The organism is Streptomyces sp. NPDC044921 (assembly GCF_056432865.1).
In genome coordinates, this window is record NZ_JBWKIF010000002.1 from 121174 (window position 1) to 141108 (window position 19935).

The following is a 19935-nucleotide window of genomic DNA, read 5'->3' on the forward strand; positions in this document are numbered from 1 at the left end:
CCGCGCGGCGCGGCCCGTCAGCGGGTCAGCACCCCGGCCAGGGAGCTCACCGCGGTGCCGCACGCGAGGACCGCGCAGGCGGCCGCCGCGTGCCGGCGGAACAGCAGGCGGCGCAGCTCGGCGTAGCGCTCCTCGTACTCCTCGCGCAGCTGCTCGGCCCGGCGGACCGTGCCCAGCAGCAGCTGACGGCTGACGTCCAGCCGCAGCCGGACGTAGTGGCCGGTGAGCTCCTCGGCCTGAGCGGTGGTCAGCCACGGCAGCCGGGCCCGGAGTTCCTCGGCCTCGCGCCGGATCTGCTCGTGATGGGCGTGCGCGAGGAGGTAGCCCTCGGCCTCGGCGGCCAGCACGCCGGGCCGCTCGCCGTCCAGCGCGTCGTGGCCGCCCCGGGTCACGGCCGGTCGCCCTTGTGCCCCTCGGCCTCCAGCACGTCCCGGCGTCCGGTGTTCTCCGCCTGGTCCAGGCTGGCCACGTCCGGATGGCGCAGGTCGAACGCGGGGGACTCGGAGCGGATCTTGGGCATGGTCAGGAAGTTGTGGCGCGGCGGCGGGCAGGAGGTGGCCCACTCCAGGGAGCGCCCGTACCCCCACGGGTCGTCGACCTCGACGCGCTCGCCCTTCTGGGCCGTGCGCCACACGTTGTAGAGGAAGGGCAGGGTCGACAGGCCGAGGAGGAAGGCGCCGATGGAGGAGACGGTGTTGAGGGCGGTGAAGCCGTCGGCGGCCAGGTAGTCGGCGTAGCGGCGGGGCATGCCCTCCGCGCCGAGCCAGTGCTGCACCAGGAACGTCATGTGGAAGCCGATGAACAGCGTCCAGAAGTGCACCTTCTCCAGGCGCTCGTTCAGCATGGTGCCGGTCATCTTCGGCCACCAGAAGCTGAATCCGCCGAACATCGCGAAGACGATGGTGCCGAAGAGCACGTAGTGGAAGTGGGCCACCACGAAGTACGAGTCGGTGACGTGCCAGTCCAGCGGCGGCGAGCCGAGGATGACACCGGTCAGGCCGCCGAAGAGGAAGGTGACCAGGAAGCCCGCCGCCCACAGCATCGGTGGCTCGAACGACAGCGAGCCCTTCCACATGGTGCCGATCCAGTTGAAGAACTTCACGCCCGTCGGCACCGCGATCAGATACGTCATGAAGGAGAAGAACGGCAGCAGCACCGCGCCCGTGGCGAACATGTGGTGCGCCCACACCGTCACCGACAGCCCGGCGATGGCGATCGTGGCGCCGATCAGACCCGTGTAACCGAAGATCGGCTTGCGGGCGAAGACCGGGATGATCTCGCTGATCACGCCGAAGAACGGCAGCGCGAGGATGTACACCTCGGGGTGGCCGAAGAACCAGAACAGGTGCTGCCAGAGGATCGCGCCGCCGTTCCCGGGGTCGAACACCTGGGCGCCGAACCGCCGGTCCGCCTCCAGCACCAGCAGCGCGGCGGCCAGGACCGGGAAGGCCAGCAGGACCAGCACCGAGGTGAGCAGCACGTTCCAGGTGAAGATCGGCATGCGGAACATCGTCATGCCCGGGGCGCGCATGCAGATGATGGTCGTGATGAAGTTGACCGAGCCGAGGATGGTGCCGAAGCCGGACAGTGCCAGCCCCATGATCCACAGGTCTCCGCCGACATAGGCGGTGCGCTCCCCGCCGCTGAGCGGGGTGTACGCGGTCCAGCCGAAGTCGGCGGCGCCCTGCGGGGTGAGGAAACTGCCGAGCACGATCAGGCCGCCGAAGAGGAACAGCCAGTAGGAGAGCATGTTCAGCCGCGGGAACGCCACGTCGGGCGAACCGATCTGCAGCGGCATGATCGCGTTGGCGAAGCCGGCGAAGGTGGGCGTCGCGAACAGCAGCAGCATGATCGTGCCGTGCATGGTGAACGCCTGGTTGTACTGCTCGTTGGAGAGGATCTGCAGGCCCGGGCGCGCCAGCTCCGCCCTGATCGCCATCGCCAGCGCCCCCGCGATCAGGAAGAACAGGAACGACGTGATCAGGTACAGGTGCCCGATCTTCTTGTGGTCGGTGGTCGTCATCCAGGAGACGATCACCTGGCCCCTTCCGCGGCGCTCCGCCGCGGGTACTGGCGCAACGGGCTCGGTATGTGTCGCCATCAGATCCTCGATCGGCAGCAGCGGTTTCGTGACGGGCGCGGCGGGGAGTTCCCAGCCCGCAGGAACCTAGCCCCGCCGGTTCGGCCGATCACCATGCGTCGTGGCCCGATTGGGCCGGATGGCTCCCTCAATCACTCGTCCGGGCGATGTCGGCCCTGTCCTGGTTTGCCCGGGGGAGGGCGCGGCACTCGGTACTCCGGCGGGGGTGGCCCGACCCGGCCGGCCGGGCGGAACAGAGGGTGATCGATGACGACGATCGGCGTGGAAGAGGAGTACCTGCTGGTCGACCCGGTCACGGGACTGCCGGTGCCCCAGGCGGACAAGGTGCGCGCCGCGGCGGGGCTGGGACGTCTCGTGACGGACCAGGAGGTGCAGTACGAGCTGCTGCAGGCGCAGGTCGAGGTGGCCACGCCGGTGTGCGCCACGCTGGAGGAGGCCGGCGGGCACCTGCTGCGCCTGCGGCACGCCGTCGGCGTGGCCGCCGAGGAGCACGGCTGCCGGATCGCGGTCTGCGGCACCCCACCGGTGCGGCACGGCCGTCCCATCGCCGTCACGGACCAGGCCCGGTACCGGGCCATGGTCACCCAGGCGCCCCAGCTGGTGGCCGAACAACTGGTCAACGGCACGCACGTGCACGTCGCCGTGCCCGACCGGGAGGCGGGGGTGCAGGTCCTGAACCGGATCCGGCCCTGGCTGCCCGCGCTGACCGCCATGGCGGCGAACTCCCCGCTGTGGGACGGCCGCGACACGGGGTTCGCCAGCTGGCGCACCGTGATCTTCAGCCGCTGGCCGGTCAGCGGCATCCCGCCGTACTTCCGCGACGCCGAGGACTACGACGGGCGTGTGGCGCGCCTGCAGCGGGCGGGTCTGATCTCCGACACCGGTCAGCTGTACTGGCAGGCCCGCCTGTCGTCCAGGTACCCGACCGTCGAGGTGCGGTGCCTGGACGTCCAGCTGCGGGCGGACGAGGCGGTCATGCTCGCCGCCCTCATCCGGTCCCTGGTGGAGACCGCCCTGGCCGAGGCGGCGGACGGGGTGCCCGCGCCCGAACCCGCCCCGGAGCTGCTCCAGGCCTCGATGTGGCACGCCGCCCGGCACGGCCTGGAGGACACCCTGATCGCACCCGACGGCACCCCGCAGCGCGCCGGCGACATGCTGTACGAGCTGCTGCGGTACGTCACCCCCGCCCTCGACGCCTCCGGAGACACCCGTCAGGTGACGTCCCTGGTGCACCGGTTGCTGCAGGACGGGACCGGCGCGGACCGGCAGCGCGCCGCCCTCGCCGCCGGCGGCCTTCGCGCGGTCACGGAACTCATCAGCGTGCAGAGCACCATGCCGTGACCCCCAGGCCCAGGCCCTTGGGCCCGGCTACGCCGCCGCGGCGTACGCGGCGGCGACGGCGGTGTCGCTACGGGCGTGGATGACCAGCCGGGTGCCGGCGGTGTCGGCGTTCGCCTCCAGCAGGCGGCGGGTGGGCGCGCTGCCCGTGGCGACCGACATCAGCAGGCCCAGTCGGCTGCACAGGCGGTGGACGCGCAGGACGACGCTGACGGCGGCGCCCTGCGCGGCCGGCTCGTCCAGGACGACGACCACCGGGGCGGGCCGGTAGGCCTCGACCAGTGCGCTGATCTGCGTCAGCAGCGTGGCACGCCCGCCGATGCCGGGGTCTTCGTGGACCGTGATGACGAGAACTCCGTGATCGAGAGAATGCGACAGCAACACGGCCCTCGCGCCTCCGTTTCCTCCTTCGGCGGGTCGTTCCACCATGGAAGTACCCGGAGGTGGCCCCCTGAAGCCTCATCAAGCGGAAGCAGCTCGACCAATCGCCCCGGCATCCGTTCCGTGCCGGATCCCGATGCGACCACCGGGGCGGGCCGGTAGGCCGCCAGCCACCTCATGCCCGTGGAGCTGCTCCCGGCCAAGGTGAACGAGTGCACCGTAACCGCTGGACCACTCACCTCAAGTGCCGTCCGGCCCACCCGATGGGCACCGTACTCGGCCTGCCCGGCACCGTCTGCCAGGAGCACCTGCAGCCCGGCGACCGCATCGTGCTGTACACGGACGGCATCACCGAGGCACGGCGCGCCGGGGACCGGGAGTTCGGCCTGCACCGCTTCACCGACTTCCTCATCCGCCACCACGCCGACGAACCGCCCGTGCCCGAGACCCTGCGCCGCCTCATGCAGGCCGTCCCCGACTACCACGACGGCAGCCTCCAGGACGACGCCACGGCGCTGATGTGCGAATGGATCGGCCCCCACCTGGAGCCGGCCCGTACGGCGGCGGAGCGGACCGGCCTGGCGTCCGACGGCCCCGGCGACGGCCCTCACCCCCGGCCGGCGGGCTCGTAGCCGCTGACGTCGTAGCGGGCCTCGTCGTCGACGGCGTTCCCGTCCTCGTCCAGGACGATCCGCACGGGGTGGCCGTCCGCCGCGTACCGCGCCTCGGCCGTGCCCGCGTCGCCCCGTCGCGCCCGCTCCAGCTCGGCGAGGAGCTGCCGGAGCGTCGGCACCGCCCCGGGCGTGCCGTCCACCACGCGCCGGGCGGTGTCGTCGAGGCCCACCGCCCTCACCACGGCACCGTCGCGGACCCATATCCGGAAGGTGCCGAGCAGGGTCCGCTCCCCTCCGCTCGACCGGAGCGTGTACGCGTACGCGGCGGGCTCCTGCCAGGCCGTGCGCCCGGAGGCCTCCGGGCCCTGCGCGCCCCGGGTGCCGCTGCCGCAGGCGGTGAGCGCGCAGAGCACTCCCGCGATCAGGGCGGTCCGCACGGTACGGGAGGCGGTGGTCATGGCGGTTGTCCCTTCGGCGACGGCTGACGCTGTGACGCCCGGCGCCGGGGAAACGTTCGGGGACCGGCCCGGGCGTTCTCAGCCGTTCAGACCGGAAGGACGAACGGCGGGTGCGAGCCGTTGAGGAAGTAGTCGCCGACGTCCCGCAGCCGCGGGGTGACGGGCTCGTACAGCGTGTGGGTCCGGGCGTTGCGCCAGAACCGGTCGAAGCCCAGCCGCGCGGACGCCGAGCGGACGCCGATGATGTCGAGGGCACGCGCGGTGGACTCCTGCACGGCCCTGGACGCGGCGGCCTCGGCCATGGCGACCAGGACGGAGATCTCCGCGTACTCCTCGTAGGAGAGGTCCTCGCCACGGGCCAGACCGGCCTGCACGGCGTCCCGCGCCTGGTCGGCGAGGGCGGACGCCGAGCGGGTCAGCACGGTCAGTTCCCCGTAGGCGGTCAGCACCTGCGGATCCCCGGGCGACCCCGCCGGCCGGTCCGGGTGCCAGGGCTCGCGGCCGGTCCTGCTGTACTCACGGGCCTCGGCGAGCACCCCCTCGGCCATGCCGAGCCGGATCTGCACCGACAGCAGCCGTCCCACGGGCGACACCAGGCCGGTCGGCGGCGACAGGACGTCCTCGTCCGCGGCCAGCGATCCCAGGACGTCGGCGGCGGCGACCGGCACGGCGTCGAACTCCACGCTGCCGCCGGCCGCGAGCCGCTGGCCGAAGGGGTCGGCGTCGCCGTCGGTGACCACGCCCCGCCCGGCCGGATCGACCACCACCGCGAACGGCTCGCCGGTGTCCGCCCGTACCGCCCGCACGGCGAGCCGGTCGGCGACCAGCACCCCCGCGGCATAGCTCTGACGGCCGTTCAGGACCCGTCCCTGCGCGGTCCTGGCGAGGGTCAGCGTCGGTTCCTGGCGTGCCAGGCCACCGCCCCAGCACCACTGCTCCGCCGCGGTCCGCCGTGCCAGGGCGGCCGCGCGGGCCGGCTCGGTGAGGAACTGGGCGCTCCAGGACGTGAAGTAGTGACAGCCGAGGAGCTGGCCGATCGCTCCGTCGGCCGCCGCGATCTCGCGGACCACGGCGTAGGCGGTCGGCCAGTCGGCGCCGCCGCCGTCCAGCCCGGCCGGTACGAGCAGGGCCAGCAGCCCCGACTCGCGCAGCCGCGCCACCTCGTCGAACGGGGGCTTGCCCGCCTGGTCCCTGGCCACCGCGTCCGTGGCCAGGTCCTCCGCCGTCTCGCGGGCGACGCGCAGCCAGTGGGCCCTACCGGGCCCGGCCGGATCGGACTCCGCCTCGGGTCCGGGCGGCGCGGGGGCAACGCCCATGGCAGGGGTCTCCTCAACCTCGGTGGCACGGTGGGGGGTCGGGGCTCACCGGCAGCGCGTACACCGGAAGGATGTGTGGGCCATGCGCATCATCCTGCGCAGGGCCGTCAGGCGTCGTCAATACTTTCCTAGTAATTCGATAGGAAACGTAGGGAAAGGCGGCGGACGGTGGCCGGATCCCCAACCGCCGCACCAGCGGCGGCACTCGTCGGCGCCCCGTCGCGGTCAGCGGTCGACCGCAAGGCCTGACACGGTGAGCGGGCAGGCAGCCGCCCCGGCACCCCGCCGCGGGCCGGCACCGGACTCGAAGGCACAGGTGCTGTGATGACCGTTCTCGACGCCCGGGCGCTCAACCGCGCCACCCTCGCCCGGCAGTTGCTCCTCGACCGCGCCGGGCTGCCGGTCCTCGACGCCGTCGCCCACCTGGGCGGGCTCCAGGCGCAGGAGCCGCAGGAGCCGTTCACCGGCCTGTGGTCGCGGCTGCGGGCCTTCGACCCGGCGGTGCTGTCGGGGCTGCTGACCGGACGGCGCGTGGTGCGGGCCCACCTCATGCGCCGCACCGTCCACCTCGTCACCGGCGACGACCTCCTGGCCTGGCGGGCCCGGCACGACGACATGCTGCGCCGGAAGGTGCTCGGCGTGTACCGCCGTGAACTCGACGGGGTCGACCTCGCCGCACTCGCGGCGGCCGGACGGGAGGTCATGGCCGACGGCGAGCCCCGCTCGATGTCCGCCCTCGCCAGAGCCGTCGCCGGCCGCTGGCCGGCGGTGGCGACGCGGCCGCTGGGCGAGATGCTGGCCGCCGGGCTCCTCCCGACGGTGCAGGTGCCGCCGCGGGGACTGTGGCGGACCAAGGGGGGCGCCCGCTACGCGCTGGTCCCCGCCTGGCTCGGACGCGACATCGACCCGCTGGACCCGGACGCCTCCGACCCCGTGGGACAGACACTGCTGCGGCGCTACCTCGCCGCCTACGGCCCCGCCGCCTCGGCCGACCTGCGGGCCTGGTGCGGTCTGAGCGGGCTCCCGGCCGCGGTCGCCGCCCTGCGCGGGGAACTGGTCCGCTTCCGCGACGCACGCGGCCGGGAGCTGCTCGACCTCCCGGACGCCCCGCGCCCCGACCCGGACACCCCGGCCCCGGTGCGCTTCCTGCCCGCGTTCGACAACGCCGTCCTCGGCTACCACGACCGCGGCCGGATCATCGACGACGCCCACCGCGGCCTGTCCGTCGCCGGGGCCCGCTTCGTGCTGGTCGACGGCCGGGTCGCCGCGACCTGGACGGTCGAGGCCGACACCGTCGTGGTCTCCCCGCTGCGCCGTCTCACCCGGGCCGACGTCGCCGCCGTCACGGAGGAAGGACGGGCCCTGGCGTCCTTCCTCTCCGGCGACGGCGGCGACAGGGTGCGCGTCGCCGCGTCCCGCCGGTGACGCCGGTGCCGCCCACCGGCTGGTACGTCCGCGGACGGGCGGGTACCCAGAGGGCGCCGCGGGCGCGACATCCGCAAGCGACCGCACGGAACAGCGAGGAGCCCGGCATGGGACGCGAGGAGCCGCGGACGGACCGCGCCGGACGCCTGCGGCGGACCGCCGCCGAGGTGTTCGGCTGGGACACCCTGCTGCCGGAGCAGCTCACCGCCATGGAATGGGTGCTCGACGGCGAGGACACCCTCGTCGTCATGCCCACCGGGTCCGGCAAGTCCGCCGTCTACCAGGTGCCCGCCGTGCTGCTGTCCGGGCCCGTCGTGGTCGTGTCGCCGCTGCTGGCCCTCCAGCGCGACCAGATCGCGGGCCTGCCGGACGGCGACCGCGCGCCCAAAGCCGTCGCGCTCAACTCCGACCTCGGGGCCGCCGCGACCGAGGAGGCGTGGGAGGCGGTGCGCAGCGGCGACGCCCGCCTGCTGTACCTGGCGCCCGAACAACTGGCCAAGGACGCGGTGCTGGAGCGGCTGGCCGCGATGCGCCCCGCCCTGTTCGTCGTGGACGAGGCCCAGTGCGTGTCCTCCTGGGGGCACGACTTCCGCCCCGACTACCTGCGCCTGGAGCAGGCCGTCCGGCGCGTGGGCGGCCCGCCCGTCCTGGCCCTGACCGCCACCGCCGCCGCACCCGTGCGCCGGGAGATAGCCGAACGCCTGGGCATGCGCCGGCCGCGGCTGCTGGTGACCGGCTTCGACCGGCCGAACATCACGCTGCGGGTCCGCCGCTTCCTGGACGAGGACGAGCGGCGCCTCGCCGTCGTCGAACGGGCCGCCGCCGCACCCAAACCCGGCATCGTCTACGCCGGGACCCGCAAGGACACCGAGCACTACGCCCGGGAACTGGCCGCCCTGGGACTGTCCGCCGAGGCCTACCACGCCGGACTGCGCGCCTCCGAGCGCGAACGCATCCACGACGCCTTCCTCTCCGGCACCGCCGACGTCGTCGTGGCGACCTCGGCGTTCGGCATGGGCATCGACAAGGAGGACGTGCGGTTCGTGCTGCACGCCTCGCTCCCGGGCTCCCTCGACGCCTACTACCAGGAGATCGGCCGCAGCGGCCGGGACGGCCACCCGGCCCTCGCCGTCCTGCACTACCGGTCCGAGGACACCGGCATGCGGTCGTACTTCGCGGGCCGCGCCCCCGGCCCCGAGGCCCTGTCGGACGTCGCGCAGGCCGTGCACGAGCACCGCGCGGACCCGGCGGACCTCGACGACCTGCGCGAGGACACCGGCCTGTCCAGGAACCGGGTCACCGCGGCGGTGAACCTGCTGGAGGAAGCCGACGCCGTCGCCACGGGCGAGGAGGGCGAGGTGCGCCCCGCCTCCGGCATGTCCCCCGGGCAGGCCGCCGAGGAGGCCGCGCGCACGGCCGAGGCGCACCGCCGCACCGAGCGGAGCCGGGTCGAGATGGCCCGGGCGTACGCCGAGACCACCGGCTGCCGGCGGCGTTTCCTGCTCGGCTACTTCGGCGAGGACCACCCGGGCCGGTGCGGGAACTGCGACGTGTGCGACGCCGAGCGGGACGAGGACGGACCCGGGGAGCGGGCCGCCCACCCGGCCGCGGCGGCCTATCCCGTCGGCACCGAGGTACGGCACGAGCGGTGGGGCGAGGGGACCGTCCTCAGTGAGGACCAGGACCGCATCACCGTGTTCTTCGGGCAGGCCGGCTACCGCACGCTGGCGCTGGAGGCGGTGGCCGGCCACGACGGCCTGCTGTCCGTGCTGCGCAAGCCCGGCGAGGACCGGTGGGCCGGCTGACCCACCGGCCGTCGCCGCGTCCCGCCGCCGGCGGGCCCGCGCGGCGGTGCCGGGAGCACACTGGAAGGGTGCCGCCGGTGCTCGCGAAGGGGGTGTCGGCCGATGACGGCGTCCGGGCGCACGACCGTGCGGTGGTGGCGGTGGCGGCGCAACGCGCTCAAGCGCCGCGTCGACGTCGTCGAGGCCTGGGTCGTGCTCGCCGGGTGGGTGTGCGCGCTGCTCGGCGGGGTGGGCTGCGGGCTGGTGGCGGCGGACGCGGTGCAACGGGCCGCCGAACGGCACCGGGCGGAGAGCCGCCCGGTTTCTGCGGTCCTCGTCCACGACGCCCCGGGCCCCTCTCCGGCCCGGGCGGCGAGCGATCACCGCGTGTGGGGCACGGTGCGGTGGACGGCACCCGACGGCACGGCGCGCAGGGACGAGGCGCGCGTCCCGCCGAGGGCCCCCGCCGGAAGCACGATCCGCGTGTGGGCCGACCGGAGCGGCGACCTCACCACGGCGCCGGTGCCGCCGGGTGAGGCACTGCTCCACACCGCCCTGGGCGGCACCCTGGCCGGTTCCTTCACGGCCGGGGCCCTGCTGGGAACCGTCCGGCTGGTCCGGCTCTCCCTCGACCGCCGCCGGATGGCCGCCTGGGACGCGGACTGGGAGCGGCTCGACGCCCAGCGCGGCCGGAGGACCGGCTGAACCGGCGGACTCCCACGGCGCAAGCCCTATCCGCTGGCGGGCTCCCACGGCGCAAGCTCCATCCGCCGGCGAACTCCCACGGCGCAAGGTCCGTGACCGCCGGCGGTCACGGGCGCCCGACCGCGTCCCGGCCCTCGATCGCCGTGTGCCCGCCGGGCGGAACGGAAGCCGGCGGCCCGGCCCCTGCGCGGCGTGGCCGAAGCCCGGTCAGGCGCGTGGCCACGGGCTCGGTCCAGCGGGCGGTGAGGGGACCGAGGAGGACCAGGATGAGGACGTAGGCCGTGGTGAGGGGCCCCAGCGAGGGGTCGACGCCGGCCGTGACGGCGAGACCGGCGATGACGATGGAGAACTCGCCCCGCGCGACGAGCGTGCCCCCGGCACGCCAGCGGCCGCGGGGTCCGATGCCGGCCCGGCGCGCCGCCCAGTACCCGGTGGCGATCTTCGTCGCGGTGGTGACGGCGGCCAGGGCGAGGGCCGGCAGCAGGACGGGCGGGATGCTCGCCGGGTCGGTGTGCAGGCCGAAGAAGACGAAGAACACCGCCGCGAACAGGTCCCGCAGCGGCGCCAGCAGGTTCGCCGCCCCCTCGGCCACCTCCCCGGACAGGGCGATGCCCACCAGGAACGCCCCCACGGCCGCGGACACCTGCAGCTCCTGGGCGACCCCGGCGACCACCAGGGTCACGCCGAGCACGACCAGCAGCAGCTTCTCGGGGTCGTCGCTGGAGACGAAACGGGAGACATGGCGGCCGAAGCGCACGGCGAGGACGAGCACGAGCGCGGTCACGCCCAGGGCGATGGCCAGCGTGAGACCGCCCGCGGCCAGCCCCACCCCGGCCAGCAGGGCGGTGACGATGGGCAGGTACACGGCCATGGAGAGGTCCTCCAGGACCAGGATGCTCAGCACGGCCGGGGTCTCGCGGTTGCCGAGCCGCCCCAGCTCGCCCAGCACCTTGGCGATGACCCCGGAGGACGACACCCAGGTCACGCCCGCCAGCACCACGGCGGCGACCGGGCCCCAGCCGAGCAGCAGGGCCAGGGCCGCGCCGGGCAGGGCGTTGAGGACCGCGTCGACCACGCCGGCGGGATAGTGGGTGCGCAGGTTGGACACGAGGTCGGTGGCCGTGTACTCCAGGCCCAGCATGAGCAGCAGCAGGATCACGCCGATCTCGGCACCGACGGCGACGAAGTCCTCGCTGGCGCCCAGCGGCAGCAGGCCGCCCTCGCCGAAGGCCAGCCCGGCCAGCAGGTACAGGGGGATGGGGGAGAAGCGGAAGCGCCCGGCGAGGCGGCCGAGCAGCCCCAGCCCGAGGATGAGGCAGCCGAACTCGATCAGGAAGAGCGCGGAGTCGTGCACGGCGGGTCACTCCCGCCCGAGTATCGCGGCGGCCGCCTCCACGCCCTCGCGGGTCCCGATCACGATGAGGACGTCACCGCCGGCGAGCCGGAAGTCCGGAGCGGGGGAGGGGATCGCGTCGGCCCGGCGCAGCACCGCCACCACGGAGGCGCCCGTGTCGGTGCGGATCCGTGACTCGCCCAGCAGCCGCCCGTTCCAGTGCGAGGAGCCGGGCAGCTCGATCCGCTCGGCGACGAGGCCCAGGTCGGTGGTGGACAGCAGGTTCGGCGTGTGGTGGGCGGGCATCATCGCGTCGATGAGGGTGGCCGCCTCGTCCGCCGTCAGCCGCACGGACAGGTCGCAGGCGTCCGGGTCGTCCTCGCGGTAGGCGCTGATCGTGCGGTGGCCGTCGCGGTGGGCGACCACCGACAGGCGGCGGTGCTCCCGGGTCGTCAGGTCGTAGCGGACGCCGATGCCCGGCAACGGCGTACTGCTGAGGCGGGGCGCGCTCATGACTGTCCCCCTTCGGTCGGCGTGCGCGTACCGGTGGGCTCGTCTGCGGGGGCCGCGTGGGGAACCGGCCCGTGGGGCTCATCGTAGGCGGCCGCGCGGCAGGGGTCCCGTCCGCGTGTGCTATCTGGAGTGCTCCGGGGAAGGAGGCCCGGACGGGCGGGGGGTGGGCGTGGGCAGCCCGACCGTGGCGCCCTCGACCTGCCGCACGGTGCCGTCCTCCGGCCGGCCGCCCGTGCCGGTGCTCGTGGCCAGCTGGGACCAGGCGCCGAGGGCCAGGGCCACGGCGGCCGCGGTGGCGGCGACCCGTCCCGCGCGCCGGGCCTTGGCGCGGCGGTCCAGATCCCGCCAGGCCACCCGGACCCAGAGCTCCTCCGGCTGCCACAGGTCCCCCACGGTGTGCGGGAGTTGGGGCTGCTCTCCGCGCGCCCGCTGCCTCGCGGACGGTTCCCTGGGCGCCGAGTCGCGTATGGCGGACTCGCTGTCCGTGAGGAAGCGCAGCCACACCTCGTCCGGCACCGGGGGGACGCCGTCCGGCTCACCGGGCGTTCCCCGCCCGCTCGTTCCTCCGGTCGCCACGCTCCGCTCATCCCCTCTCCGGCCCTCGCACCGATCTCACGCCCGTGCAAGATCAGTATGCCGTCCGGGCCCTGGAGCCGCATGAGGTCCCCGGGGGCGCGGGAACCGCGGGGCCCACCCGCCCGCGGGGGCCGGACCGTGCCGGCCGGACGCGGTCGCCGGTGGCCCGCTGCCTCGCCCGACAGCAGCGCCCGGACCGCTCCCGGCCGGCGGCCTCGCCCGACGGCGGACGGCGGGGCGCACCGGGCGGCCCGCTCGCACGGCTGCTCCACCGGCCGCTCACCCCACCGACGGCGGCGCGCCGGGCGGGTGCCGGCACGACGAGCACGGCAGGGGGACGCAGGCCTCCGGGGCCTGCCCACACCGGTGTCCACCTCGTTCCCTCGCAGTGCGGGCATGGCGGAAGTGCGGGCATGGCGAAGGGCCCGTGCGCAGGCACGGGCCCTTTCGCCGGCTACGGCTTCGCTAGGTGCGGTTGGCCTTCGGCTGGGCCGGCTGGTCGGGCGTGCCGTGCGGCGGGGCGCTGTGCGGCTGGGGCGACGTCGCGGGTGTGACGCGGGATCCTCCCCGGCCCCCCTGCGCCGCCTCGGGCCGCAGCGCGTTCGGGTCGCCGGACGTCGGCTCGGCGCCCGAGCGCAGCTGCTCCAGCCGTGAGCCGAGCAGCTCGGTCACCGGCAGCCGGTCGGCGTGCGACCGCTCGTACGCCAGCAGTTCCTCGACCTCGTCCGCGGACAGCGACCGCACCCGGCTTTCCAGGCCGCCGATGGGCAGATGGTCGTAGTCGGGCAGCGGCAGGGTGTTGCGGGCGGGATCGGCCATGGTTCTCACTTCCCTGTGTACGACGTGATGTACGACCGGGGGCGGGGTGACGGTGACGGCGGCGGAGGCTCAGCGGGCCCCCGGCCCGCCGCTGCCGAAGCCGCCGCTGCTGCCCTCGTTCCAGCGCGGCCGCTCCTGCGAGTCGCTCGTCCGGTCGCTCTGGCGGCCGTTGGTCTTCAGCTCGTGCGGCGTCAGACGCTCCTCGCTTCTGGGCATCTCGTCGGGTTCGCGGCGCTCGCTCGTCTCGCGGACCGGCCCCCCGGGGGGCACCTGCGGCTGTTCCTCCGGTCGCGGCGTGGGCAGTTCCTTGCGCTTGTTGCGAAAGCCGAGGACGAAGGCCCCCAGCAGCAGGGCCACGACCACCACGCCCGCCACACCCAGCCCGATGCCGAGGGCGCCTCGGCCCGCGGCCAGCTCCATCCATGCGGTATTCATGCCACGCGAGTACCCCTGGACCTCGTCATGAACCGGCTCACCTCGAACGCGACGACGATCGCGACCGGGAGGAATCCGACGGGGACCGCGCCGAGCGGGTCCGGGAGCGGTTGGCCTCGCGGACGGCCTGGAGCAGCTCCGCCTTCGACATGCGCGAACGCCCCTCGACGCCCAGCCGCTGCGCGAGGTCGTACAGGTGCGCCTTCGAGGCCTGCTCGTCGACGCCCTCGCCGCTGCGTCCGCCCTGCTGCCGGGGCCGGGCCGACCGCGGGTCCGAGGGACCCCTGCGGCCGCCCTCCTTGCGCTCCCAGTGGTCGCCGACCTTCTCGTGCGTGTGCTTCAGCGCGCCGAACGCCGTACGGTGCGCGCGCTCGCCCTCGCCGTACTGCTCCACGGCCGAGTCGTGCGCCTTGATCCAGGTGCGCTGCGCCTCCTGCGAGGAGCGCTCCAGGGTCGACGGGAGTTCCTCTCGCCCGGGCATGTGACCCACCTCCGCGCGTCGTCGTTCCGGGCCGGCCGGGTGCCCGGCGGGCCGGGCCGGAAAACCGGCCGGAACCCGTGGCGGGACCGGGTTTGACCACGGTCGCCCGGGGCTACCCGCGCGGTGTGACTTCGACGACATCCCAGCAGGAGCTGTTCCGGTTCCTGGAGGACCGCTTCGCCTGTGCCCAGGCCTGCACCGAGTGCGCCCGGGCGTGCGCGTTGCGCGCCAGCCTCGTGGATCCCGACGGCACCGAGAACCAGGAACTCGTACGGCGCAAGGGCATCATGTGCGCGGAGGTCTGCGACGCCACCTGCCGTGTGCTGTCCGAGCAGAACCAGGTGGACGAGAACAGCATCCGCGTCCAGGTGGAGTGGTGCCGGACCGTCTGCCTGGAGGCCGCGCACGTCTTCGACCGGCAACCGGGGGCGGAGGACTCCGCGGCGGCGTGCCGGGCCTGTGCGCGGGCCTGCACGGACTTCCTCGCGACCCTGGACTGACCGCCGCGGCGGGCCGCCTCGCGCCATCGCGACGCGGCCTCGCCATTCCCAATTTCTGAAACACGTTCTACGGTGTGCGCCGACAGGACCGCCCTGGGGAGCCTGGAGGCGCCGTGCACCTCGACCACACGCCCGAGCAGCAGCGGCTGCGCAGCGAACTGCGCGCCTACTTCGCCGAACTGGTCCCGGACCACGCGTACGCCCGGCACACGGACCCGGCCGCCCAGAAGCGGTTCTACCGCGACACCATCCGGCGGCTCGGCGCCGACGGCTGGCTCGGCGTGGGCTGGCCGCAGGAGTACGGCGGGCGCGGCCTGTCGGCGATGGAGCAGTTCATCTTCTTCGACGAGGCCGCACAGGCCGGCGTGCCGCTGCCGCTCATGGCGCTGAACACCGTCGGCCCGACGATCATGCGGTACGGCACCGACGAGCAGAAGGCGTACTTCCTGCCGCGCATCCTCTCCGGCGAGATCGACTTCGCCATCGGCTACAGCGAGCCGGAGGCGGGCACCGACCTCGCGTCCCTGCGCACGCGCGCGGTCCGGGAGGGCGACGTGTACGTCGTGAACGGCCAGAAGGTCTGGACGACCAACGGCGACACCGCCGACTGGGTGTGGCTGGCCGTGCGCACCGACCCGGCCGCGCCACCGCACCGGGGCATCACCATGCTCCTGGTGCCGGCCTCCGACCCCGGCTACTCCTGCACCCTCATCCACACGCTGGCCTCGCACGACACCACCGCCGGCCACTACGAGAACGTCCGCGTCCCCGTCTCCCTCCGGGTCGGCGCCGAGAACGAGGGCTGGCGGCTGATCACCAACCAGCTCAACCACGAGCGCGTGACCCTGGCCGCCCACGGCACGATGGCGATCCGCGCCCTGCACGACGTGCAGCGCTGGGCCATGGAGACCAAGCTCGCCGACGGCCGCCGCGTCGCCGACATGCCCTGGGTCCGCCGCCTCCTGGCCCGCACCCACGCCCGCCTGGACGCGCTCAAGCTGCTCAACTGGCAGATGGTCAACGCCGTCCAGGACGGCACCCTCACCCCGCAGGACGCCTCCGCCGTGAAGGTCTACGGGTCCGAGGCGCGCCGCGACGCCTACGCCTGGCTCCTGGAGATCACCGCCGCCCCCGGCGCGCTCAAGGAGGCCTCCGCGGGCGCGGTCCTGCACGGCGAACTGGAACGCGGCTACCGCTCGGCGGTCGTCTTCACCTTCGGCGGCGGCAACAACGAGATCCAGCGGGAGATCATCTCGTGGCTCGGGCTGGGGATGCCGCGGGTGCGGCGCTGAACGGGCAGGGCGGGCCCGCTCACAAGAGCCTCTTCGTCACCCCGCCATGGGCCGATGGATCCTGGCCCGGTCCGGTCGTTCGCCCCGGGACGGGAGTGCCCAGCGGGGCGGCGCGGGCGGGGGACGAGACGGCGGATGGACGCCAACGACGGATGCGGTGCACCGAGTCGGCGGGAGTGCCTGCGGCTCATGGCCCGGGTGCCCGCGGGCCGGACCGTGTTCTCCCGGTAGGCACTGCCCGCCCAGCGATGACCCTGGCGTGCGGTCCGTGACTTCGGCCGCGCCCAGGCCGGCTGGAGCGTGGTGACCACCGGCACGGCCACCTTGTTCACCGACCCGGCCGGGCACGCGCGGCTGCCGCGTGAGGGTCCGCGGTCCTGAACCCCGCCCCGCACGAGGTCTTCCTCCGGGGGGAGGGCCGGATCGAGCGGTCCCCGGGCGGCGGCCGACCGGCCGGCCGCGGGAACGCCTACCGGGACTCGCCCTTCCCCCGCCCCAGCACACTGCCCGTCACCGCCAGCACGGACAGCACCACCAGCGCCGCGGCCGGACCGAGAACGGTCCACGGGGCCAGTTCTGCGTAGGGCTGGTTCTCCGACAGCAGGCGGCCCCACTCGGGTGTGGGCGGCTGTTGGCCCAGGCCCAGGAACCCGAGGGAGGCCAGCACCAGAACGGTGGTGGGCAGCCGCAGCAGGGCGTTGCGCAGCAGGGGCGGTACGAGCGCGGGGAGCAGGTGACGGCGCATCAGGTGCAGCCGCCCCGCGCCGAGGGCCACGGACGCGGCGATGTGACCGCTCGCGCGCTCCTGTTCGAGCAGCGCGGCGGTCTGGGCGGCGTACGGGCTCCAGCCGACCACGCACACCGCGCAGGCGGCACCCCACACCGACGGCCCGGTCACCCCTGCGACGAGCAGCCCGGCGAGCACGGCCGGGAGGGTCGACACCACCTCGGTGAGACCGGCGCTGGCGCGCGGTGCCATGCCCAGCAGGAGCCCGGTCAGCGCGCTGACGGCCGTCACGGCCAGGGCGACACCGGCTGTGCGCAGCGCCCCGTGCCCGAGCCGGGCCAGCAGGTCCCTGCCCAGGGCGTCCGTGCCCAGCGGGTGTGCGGGGGACGGGGGCAGCAGCCGCGCCGCCGTGTCCACCTGCAGGGGGTCGCGCAGCAGACCGGCCGTGACCAGCGCGAGCAGGGCCAGGGCGCAGGCCGCGGTGGCCCAGCGCAGGGAGCGCGGCACGGTCAGCGGGGGCCGGTGCAGGGCCGGCAGCGCGCCGTCGCGCAGGGGCCGGCCGAGCAGCGCCTGGCGCAGGGCCCGGATCACGGCGCCCGCGGCCACCCCGAGCACGGCCAGGGCGAGGGTCGCCGTCTGCAGCACGGGGAGGTCCTGGGCGACGGCGGCGTCCAGGGCGAGCCGGCCGAGCCCCGGGATGTTGAAGATCTTCTCCACGGCGACGGCGCCCCCGACCAGGGCCACCACGGTCGGCAGCAGTTGCGGCAGCATGCCGGGCAGGGTGCGGCGCAGCGCGTTGCGGGCGATGTGGCCGGGCGGGAGCCCGGTGGCCCAGGCGGTGCGCGCCCACGGTTCGTGGAAGGCCGCGGGCAGGGCCTGGTCGAGCAGACCGCCGAGCATCGCCCCCGAGGGGATGCCCAGCGCGAGCGAGGGCAGCACCATCGACTGCGGTCCCTCCCACCCGCTGGACGGGAACCACCCCCACCACACCCCGCACACCGTCGCCAGCACCGAGGCGAGGAGGAACTTCGGCAGCGCGGCCAGCACGGCGGCCGTGCCGCCGGCCCGGTCCCGCCGCAGCCGGCGCCGCGAGCCCAGCAGGACCGTGCGGGCGCAGACCAGTCCCGTCACCGCGGCCGTGACCACCAGCGCGCCGAGCACCAGTGTCAGGGAGACCGTCAGGGCGGTGGCCACCTGGGGCATGACCGGTTCGCCCGACACCCAGGAGACGCCCGCGTCCCCGCGCGGCAGGCCGGCCAGCCAGTGCGCGAGGTGCGCGAACGGTCCCTCGTCCAGCCCCAGTTGCCGCCGGACGGCGTCCAGTTCCGCCGGGGTGGGGTTCTGGTCGGCGGAGCGGGCGCGCAGCACGGTACGGGCCGGGTCCGCGCCGGACAGCCACGGCAGCGCGGCCACCGCGCCGAGCAGCGCGGCCCCGGCGAGGACACGGCCGGCCGCCGTCGGCCAGAGCAGGGGGCGGGCAGGGGTGTGGGCGACGCTCACGGGGATCCGGGCCTACTTCAGGCGGGTGCCGAGGTCGACCAGGGAGCGCTCGCGCGGGTCGAGGACGACACCCTCGACGTTCCGCGCGATGCCCTGCACGACCCGCTCGTGGACGAGCGGCACGACCGCGTCGGTGCGCAGGATCTCCGCCTCCGCCCTCATGATCTTCTCCTGGCGGCGCCCGGTGTCGCGTTCCCCGGCCGCGGCCCGGATGGCGCTGTCCACTGCCGGGTCCTTGAGGCCGGCGATGTTGTAGACGCCCTCGCTGGTGAAGTCGCTGGCGAGGTAGTCGACCGCGTCACCGGTGTCCAGGAGCGTCACGCGGGAGAAGACGAGGGCGTCGTACTTCCCGGCGAGGAGGTCGGACTCCATCTGCGTGTACTCGCGCACGTCCTGCTTCACCGTGAACCCGGCCTTCTCCAGCTGCTGCTGGAGCACGGTCGCGGCCTCGGGGAGTTCGGCCCGGTTGGTGTAGGTGGCCAGGCGCAGGGTCCTGCCCCCGGTCTCGGACTTCACCCGGGCGGCGGTCGCGGCCCCGGCACGGCCGGTCACCTTCACGCGCTTGTCGGCGGCCCACGGGACGGCGGGCCCGAACAGGCCCTGCGCCGGGTCGGCGTAGCCGCCGAAGACGGAGTCGACCAGCGCGGAGCCGTCCACGGCAGCGCGGGCGGCGGCGCGCAGCCCGGCGTCGGCGAACAGGCCGCCGCGGGTGTTGAGGATCAGGCTGTCGGTGCGCACCGACGGGACCTCGTGCCGGGTCGCCTCGTCCAGCAGCTTCGCCTGGGCGGTGGGGATCCACTCGGCGATGTCGGCCTCGCCGCCGCGCAGCGCGTTGGCGCGGGCCGTGCCGTCCGCGATCCAGCTCACGTCGATGCCCGGGGCCTTCGCCTTGCCGCCCCAGTAACCGTCGTAGCGCTTCAGCGCCGCCTTCGTCTTGCCGCTGAGCCGGGTGATCTCGAACGGGCCGGTGCCGGTGCCGACCGGGCTGACGGCGCCGTCCTTCGCGTACGCCTTCGGCGACAGGATGGCCAGCGCCGGACTGGCCAGCCGCAGGGGCAGCACCGGGTCGGGCGACTTGGTGGTGAGGGTGACGGTGTCGGCGTCCTTCGCCTCGGCGGTGAGGGTGACGTCGCTGAGGACACGGGGCCTGGGCTCGGCCGCGTTCGCGTGGTCGAGCGCCTCGACGACGGACCGGGCGGTGACCTCGGTGCCGTCCTGGAAGGTGGCCGGGCGCAGTTCGAAGGTCCAGGTGGTGTCGTCGTCCTGCTTCCAGGACTTCGCCAGGGCGGGCTTGGCCCTGCCGTCGCGGTCGAGGGCGGTGAGGCCCTCGGCGACGGACAGCTTGCTCAGCACGGTGGCGTCGTTGCTGTACGGGGAGAGCGCCTGGACCGGAGGCACGGCCAGCGCGATCCGCAGCCGCCCGCCCGGTCCCGCGGCCCCGGCGTCGTTGCCGCCCGGTGCGAAGCAGCCGGCCAGCAGCGGTGTGAGGGCGAGCGCCGCGAAAAGACCGCGGGAGGTGGTGCGCATGTCGGATCCTGTCGTGCGTGAGGCGGGGCATGCCGGCCGGGCCGGGCCCGGGCTTGATCGGCGGCGCCAGCATATAAGGGAAGCCTTACCAACCTCGGGCCCGGGTGGAT

At 74.6% G+C, this 19935-nt stretch carries 19 protein-coding genes and 1 pseudogene; 7 read left to right on the forward strand and 13 right to left on the reverse strand.

Annotated features, from left to right (window positions below; all coding sequences use genetic code 11):
* Positions 1-17 precede the first annotated feature (17 nt).
* Positions 18-392, reverse strand: a complete 375-nt coding sequence (locus tag AC07DA_RS03190) for a hypothetical protein (RefSeq protein ID WP_479124096.1) — start codon at positions 390-392, stop codon at positions 18-20.
* On the reverse strand, positions 389-2101 hold the full coding sequence (gene ctaD, locus AC07DA_RS03195; protein ID WP_479124098.1) for an aa3-type cytochrome oxidase subunit I: 1713 nt from the start codon (positions 2099-2101) through the stop codon (positions 389-391). The genes AC07DA_RS03190 and ctaD overlap by 4 nt, the downstream gene beginning before the upstream one ends.
* 246 nt (positions 2102-2347) lie before the next feature.
* Here ctaD and AC07DA_RS03200 point away from each other — a divergent pair, with 246 nt between their 5' ends.
* Complete coding sequence (locus AC07DA_RS03200) at positions 2348-3442, forward strand: carboxylate-amine ligase (RefSeq protein ID WP_479124100.1); 1095 nt, start codon at positions 2348-2350, stop codon at positions 3440-3442.
* 27 nt (positions 3443-3469) lie between these two features.
* Here the strand turns inward: AC07DA_RS03200 and AC07DA_RS03205 are convergent, their stop codons facing one another.
* Positions 3470-3820: a hypothetical protein gene (locus tag AC07DA_RS03205; RefSeq protein ID WP_479124695.1), complete on the reverse strand. Its 351-nt coding sequence runs from the start codon at positions 3818-3820 to the stop codon at positions 3470-3472.
* Positions 3821-4032: 212 nt separating this feature from the next.
* Between AC07DA_RS03205 and AC07DA_RS03210 the strand changes: the two are divergent.
* Positions 4033-4452, forward strand: a pseudogene (locus AC07DA_RS03210) (PP2C family protein-serine/threonine phosphatase); the annotation flags it as partial.
* Here AC07DA_RS03210 and AC07DA_RS03215 read toward each other — a convergent pair.
* Complete coding sequence (locus AC07DA_RS03215; RefSeq protein WP_479124102.1) at positions 4428-4892, reverse strand: DUF6174 domain-containing protein; 465 nt, start codon at positions 4890-4892, stop codon at positions 4428-4430. The pseudogene AC07DA_RS03210 and the gene AC07DA_RS03215 overlap by 25 nt on opposite strands.
* Before the next feature lie 86 nt (positions 4893-4978).
* Positions 4979-6208, reverse strand: coding sequence for an acyl-CoA dehydrogenase family protein (locus AC07DA_RS03220; RefSeq protein ID WP_479124104.1), 1230 nt, complete (start codon positions 6206-6208; stop codon positions 4979-4981).
* Between the two features lie 324 nt (positions 6209-6532).
* Between AC07DA_RS03220 and AC07DA_RS03225 the strand changes: the two genes are divergently transcribed.
* From AC07DA_RS03225 to AC07DA_RS03235, 3 genes are all read left to right on the forward strand, one after another.
* Positions 6533-7633, forward strand: coding sequence for a winged helix DNA-binding domain-containing protein (locus AC07DA_RS03225; protein ID WP_479124105.1), 1101 nt, complete (start codon positions 6533-6535; stop codon positions 7631-7633).
* 107 nt (positions 7634-7740) lie between these two features.
* A complete protein-coding gene (locus AC07DA_RS03230) occupies positions 7741-9438 on the forward strand; it encodes a RecQ family ATP-dependent DNA helicase (protein WP_479124107.1) in 1698 nt (565 codons plus the stop codon).
* Positions 9439-9540: 102 nt separating this feature from the next.
* On the forward strand, positions 9541-10122 hold the full coding sequence (locus AC07DA_RS03235; protein ID WP_479124109.1) for an Rv1733c family protein: 582 nt from the start codon (positions 9541-9543) through the stop codon (positions 10120-10122).
* Positions 10123-10228: 106 nt separating this feature from the next.
* Here AC07DA_RS03235 and AC07DA_RS03240 read toward each other — a convergent pair whose 3' ends face one another.
* The 6 genes from AC07DA_RS03240 to AC07DA_RS03265 all read right to left on the reverse strand — a co-directional run bounded on the left by AC07DA_RS03240 (position 10229) and on the right by AC07DA_RS03265 (position 14279).
* Positions 10229-11476, reverse strand: a complete 1248-nt coding sequence (locus AC07DA_RS03240; RefSeq protein ID WP_479124111.1) for a cation:proton antiporter — start codon at positions 11474-11476, stop codon at positions 10229-10231.
* Between the two features lie 6 nt (positions 11477-11482).
* A complete protein-coding gene (locus AC07DA_RS03245) occupies positions 11483-11968 on the reverse strand; it encodes a cation:proton antiporter regulatory subunit (RefSeq protein ID WP_479124113.1) in 486 nt (161 codons plus the stop codon).
* Between the two features lie 120 nt (positions 11969-12088).
* A complete protein-coding gene (locus AC07DA_RS03250; RefSeq protein ID WP_479124115.1) occupies positions 12089-12544 on the reverse strand; it encodes a hypothetical protein in 456 nt (151 codons plus the stop codon).
* 465 nt (positions 12545-13009) lie between these two features.
* The gene (locus AC07DA_RS03255; RefSeq protein WP_479124117.1) at positions 13010-13363 is read right to left on the reverse strand and encodes a DUF8129 domain-containing protein; all 354 of its coding nucleotides are present in this window, start codon (positions 13361-13363) and stop codon (positions 13010-13012) included.
* 69 nt (positions 13364-13432) lie between these two features.
* Complete coding sequence (locus AC07DA_RS03260; protein WP_479124119.1) at positions 13433-13798, reverse strand: DUF6479 family protein; 366 nt, start codon at positions 13796-13798, stop codon at positions 13433-13435.
* A gap of 37 nt (positions 13799-13835) precedes the next feature.
* Positions 13836-14279 (reverse strand): ChaB family protein, encoded by a 444-nt coding sequence (locus tag AC07DA_RS03265; RefSeq protein ID WP_479124120.1) that lies wholly within the window; start codon positions 14277-14279, stop codon positions 13836-13838.
* 125 nt (positions 14280-14404) lie between these two features.
* Between AC07DA_RS03265 and AC07DA_RS03270 the strand changes: the two genes are divergently transcribed.
* Positions 14405-14779 carry a four-helix bundle copper-binding protein gene (locus AC07DA_RS03270; RefSeq protein ID WP_479124123.1) on the forward strand — a complete coding sequence of 125 codons (375 nt, stop codon included), beginning with the start codon at positions 14405-14407 and terminating at the stop codon, positions 14777-14779.
* Positions 14780-14892: 113 nt separating this feature from the next.
* A complete protein-coding gene (locus AC07DA_RS03275) occupies positions 14893-16071 on the forward strand; it encodes an acyl-CoA dehydrogenase family protein (RefSeq protein WP_479124125.1) in 1179 nt (392 codons plus the stop codon).
* Between the two features lie 469 nt (positions 16072-16540).
* Here the strand turns inward: AC07DA_RS03275 and AC07DA_RS03280 are convergent, their stop codons facing one another.
* Both AC07DA_RS03280 and AC07DA_RS03285 read right to left on the reverse strand, forming a co-directional pair.
* Positions 16541-18298 (reverse strand): ABC transporter permease subunit, encoded by a 1758-nt coding sequence (locus AC07DA_RS03280; protein ID WP_479124127.1) that lies wholly within the window; start codon positions 18296-18298, stop codon positions 16541-16543.
* Positions 18299-18310: 12 nt separating this feature from the next.
* Positions 18311-19825, reverse strand: a complete 1515-nt coding sequence (locus AC07DA_RS03285; protein ID WP_479124129.1) for an ABC transporter substrate-binding protein — start codon at positions 19823-19825, stop codon at positions 18311-18313.
* Positions 19826-19935 lie beyond the last annotated feature (110 nt).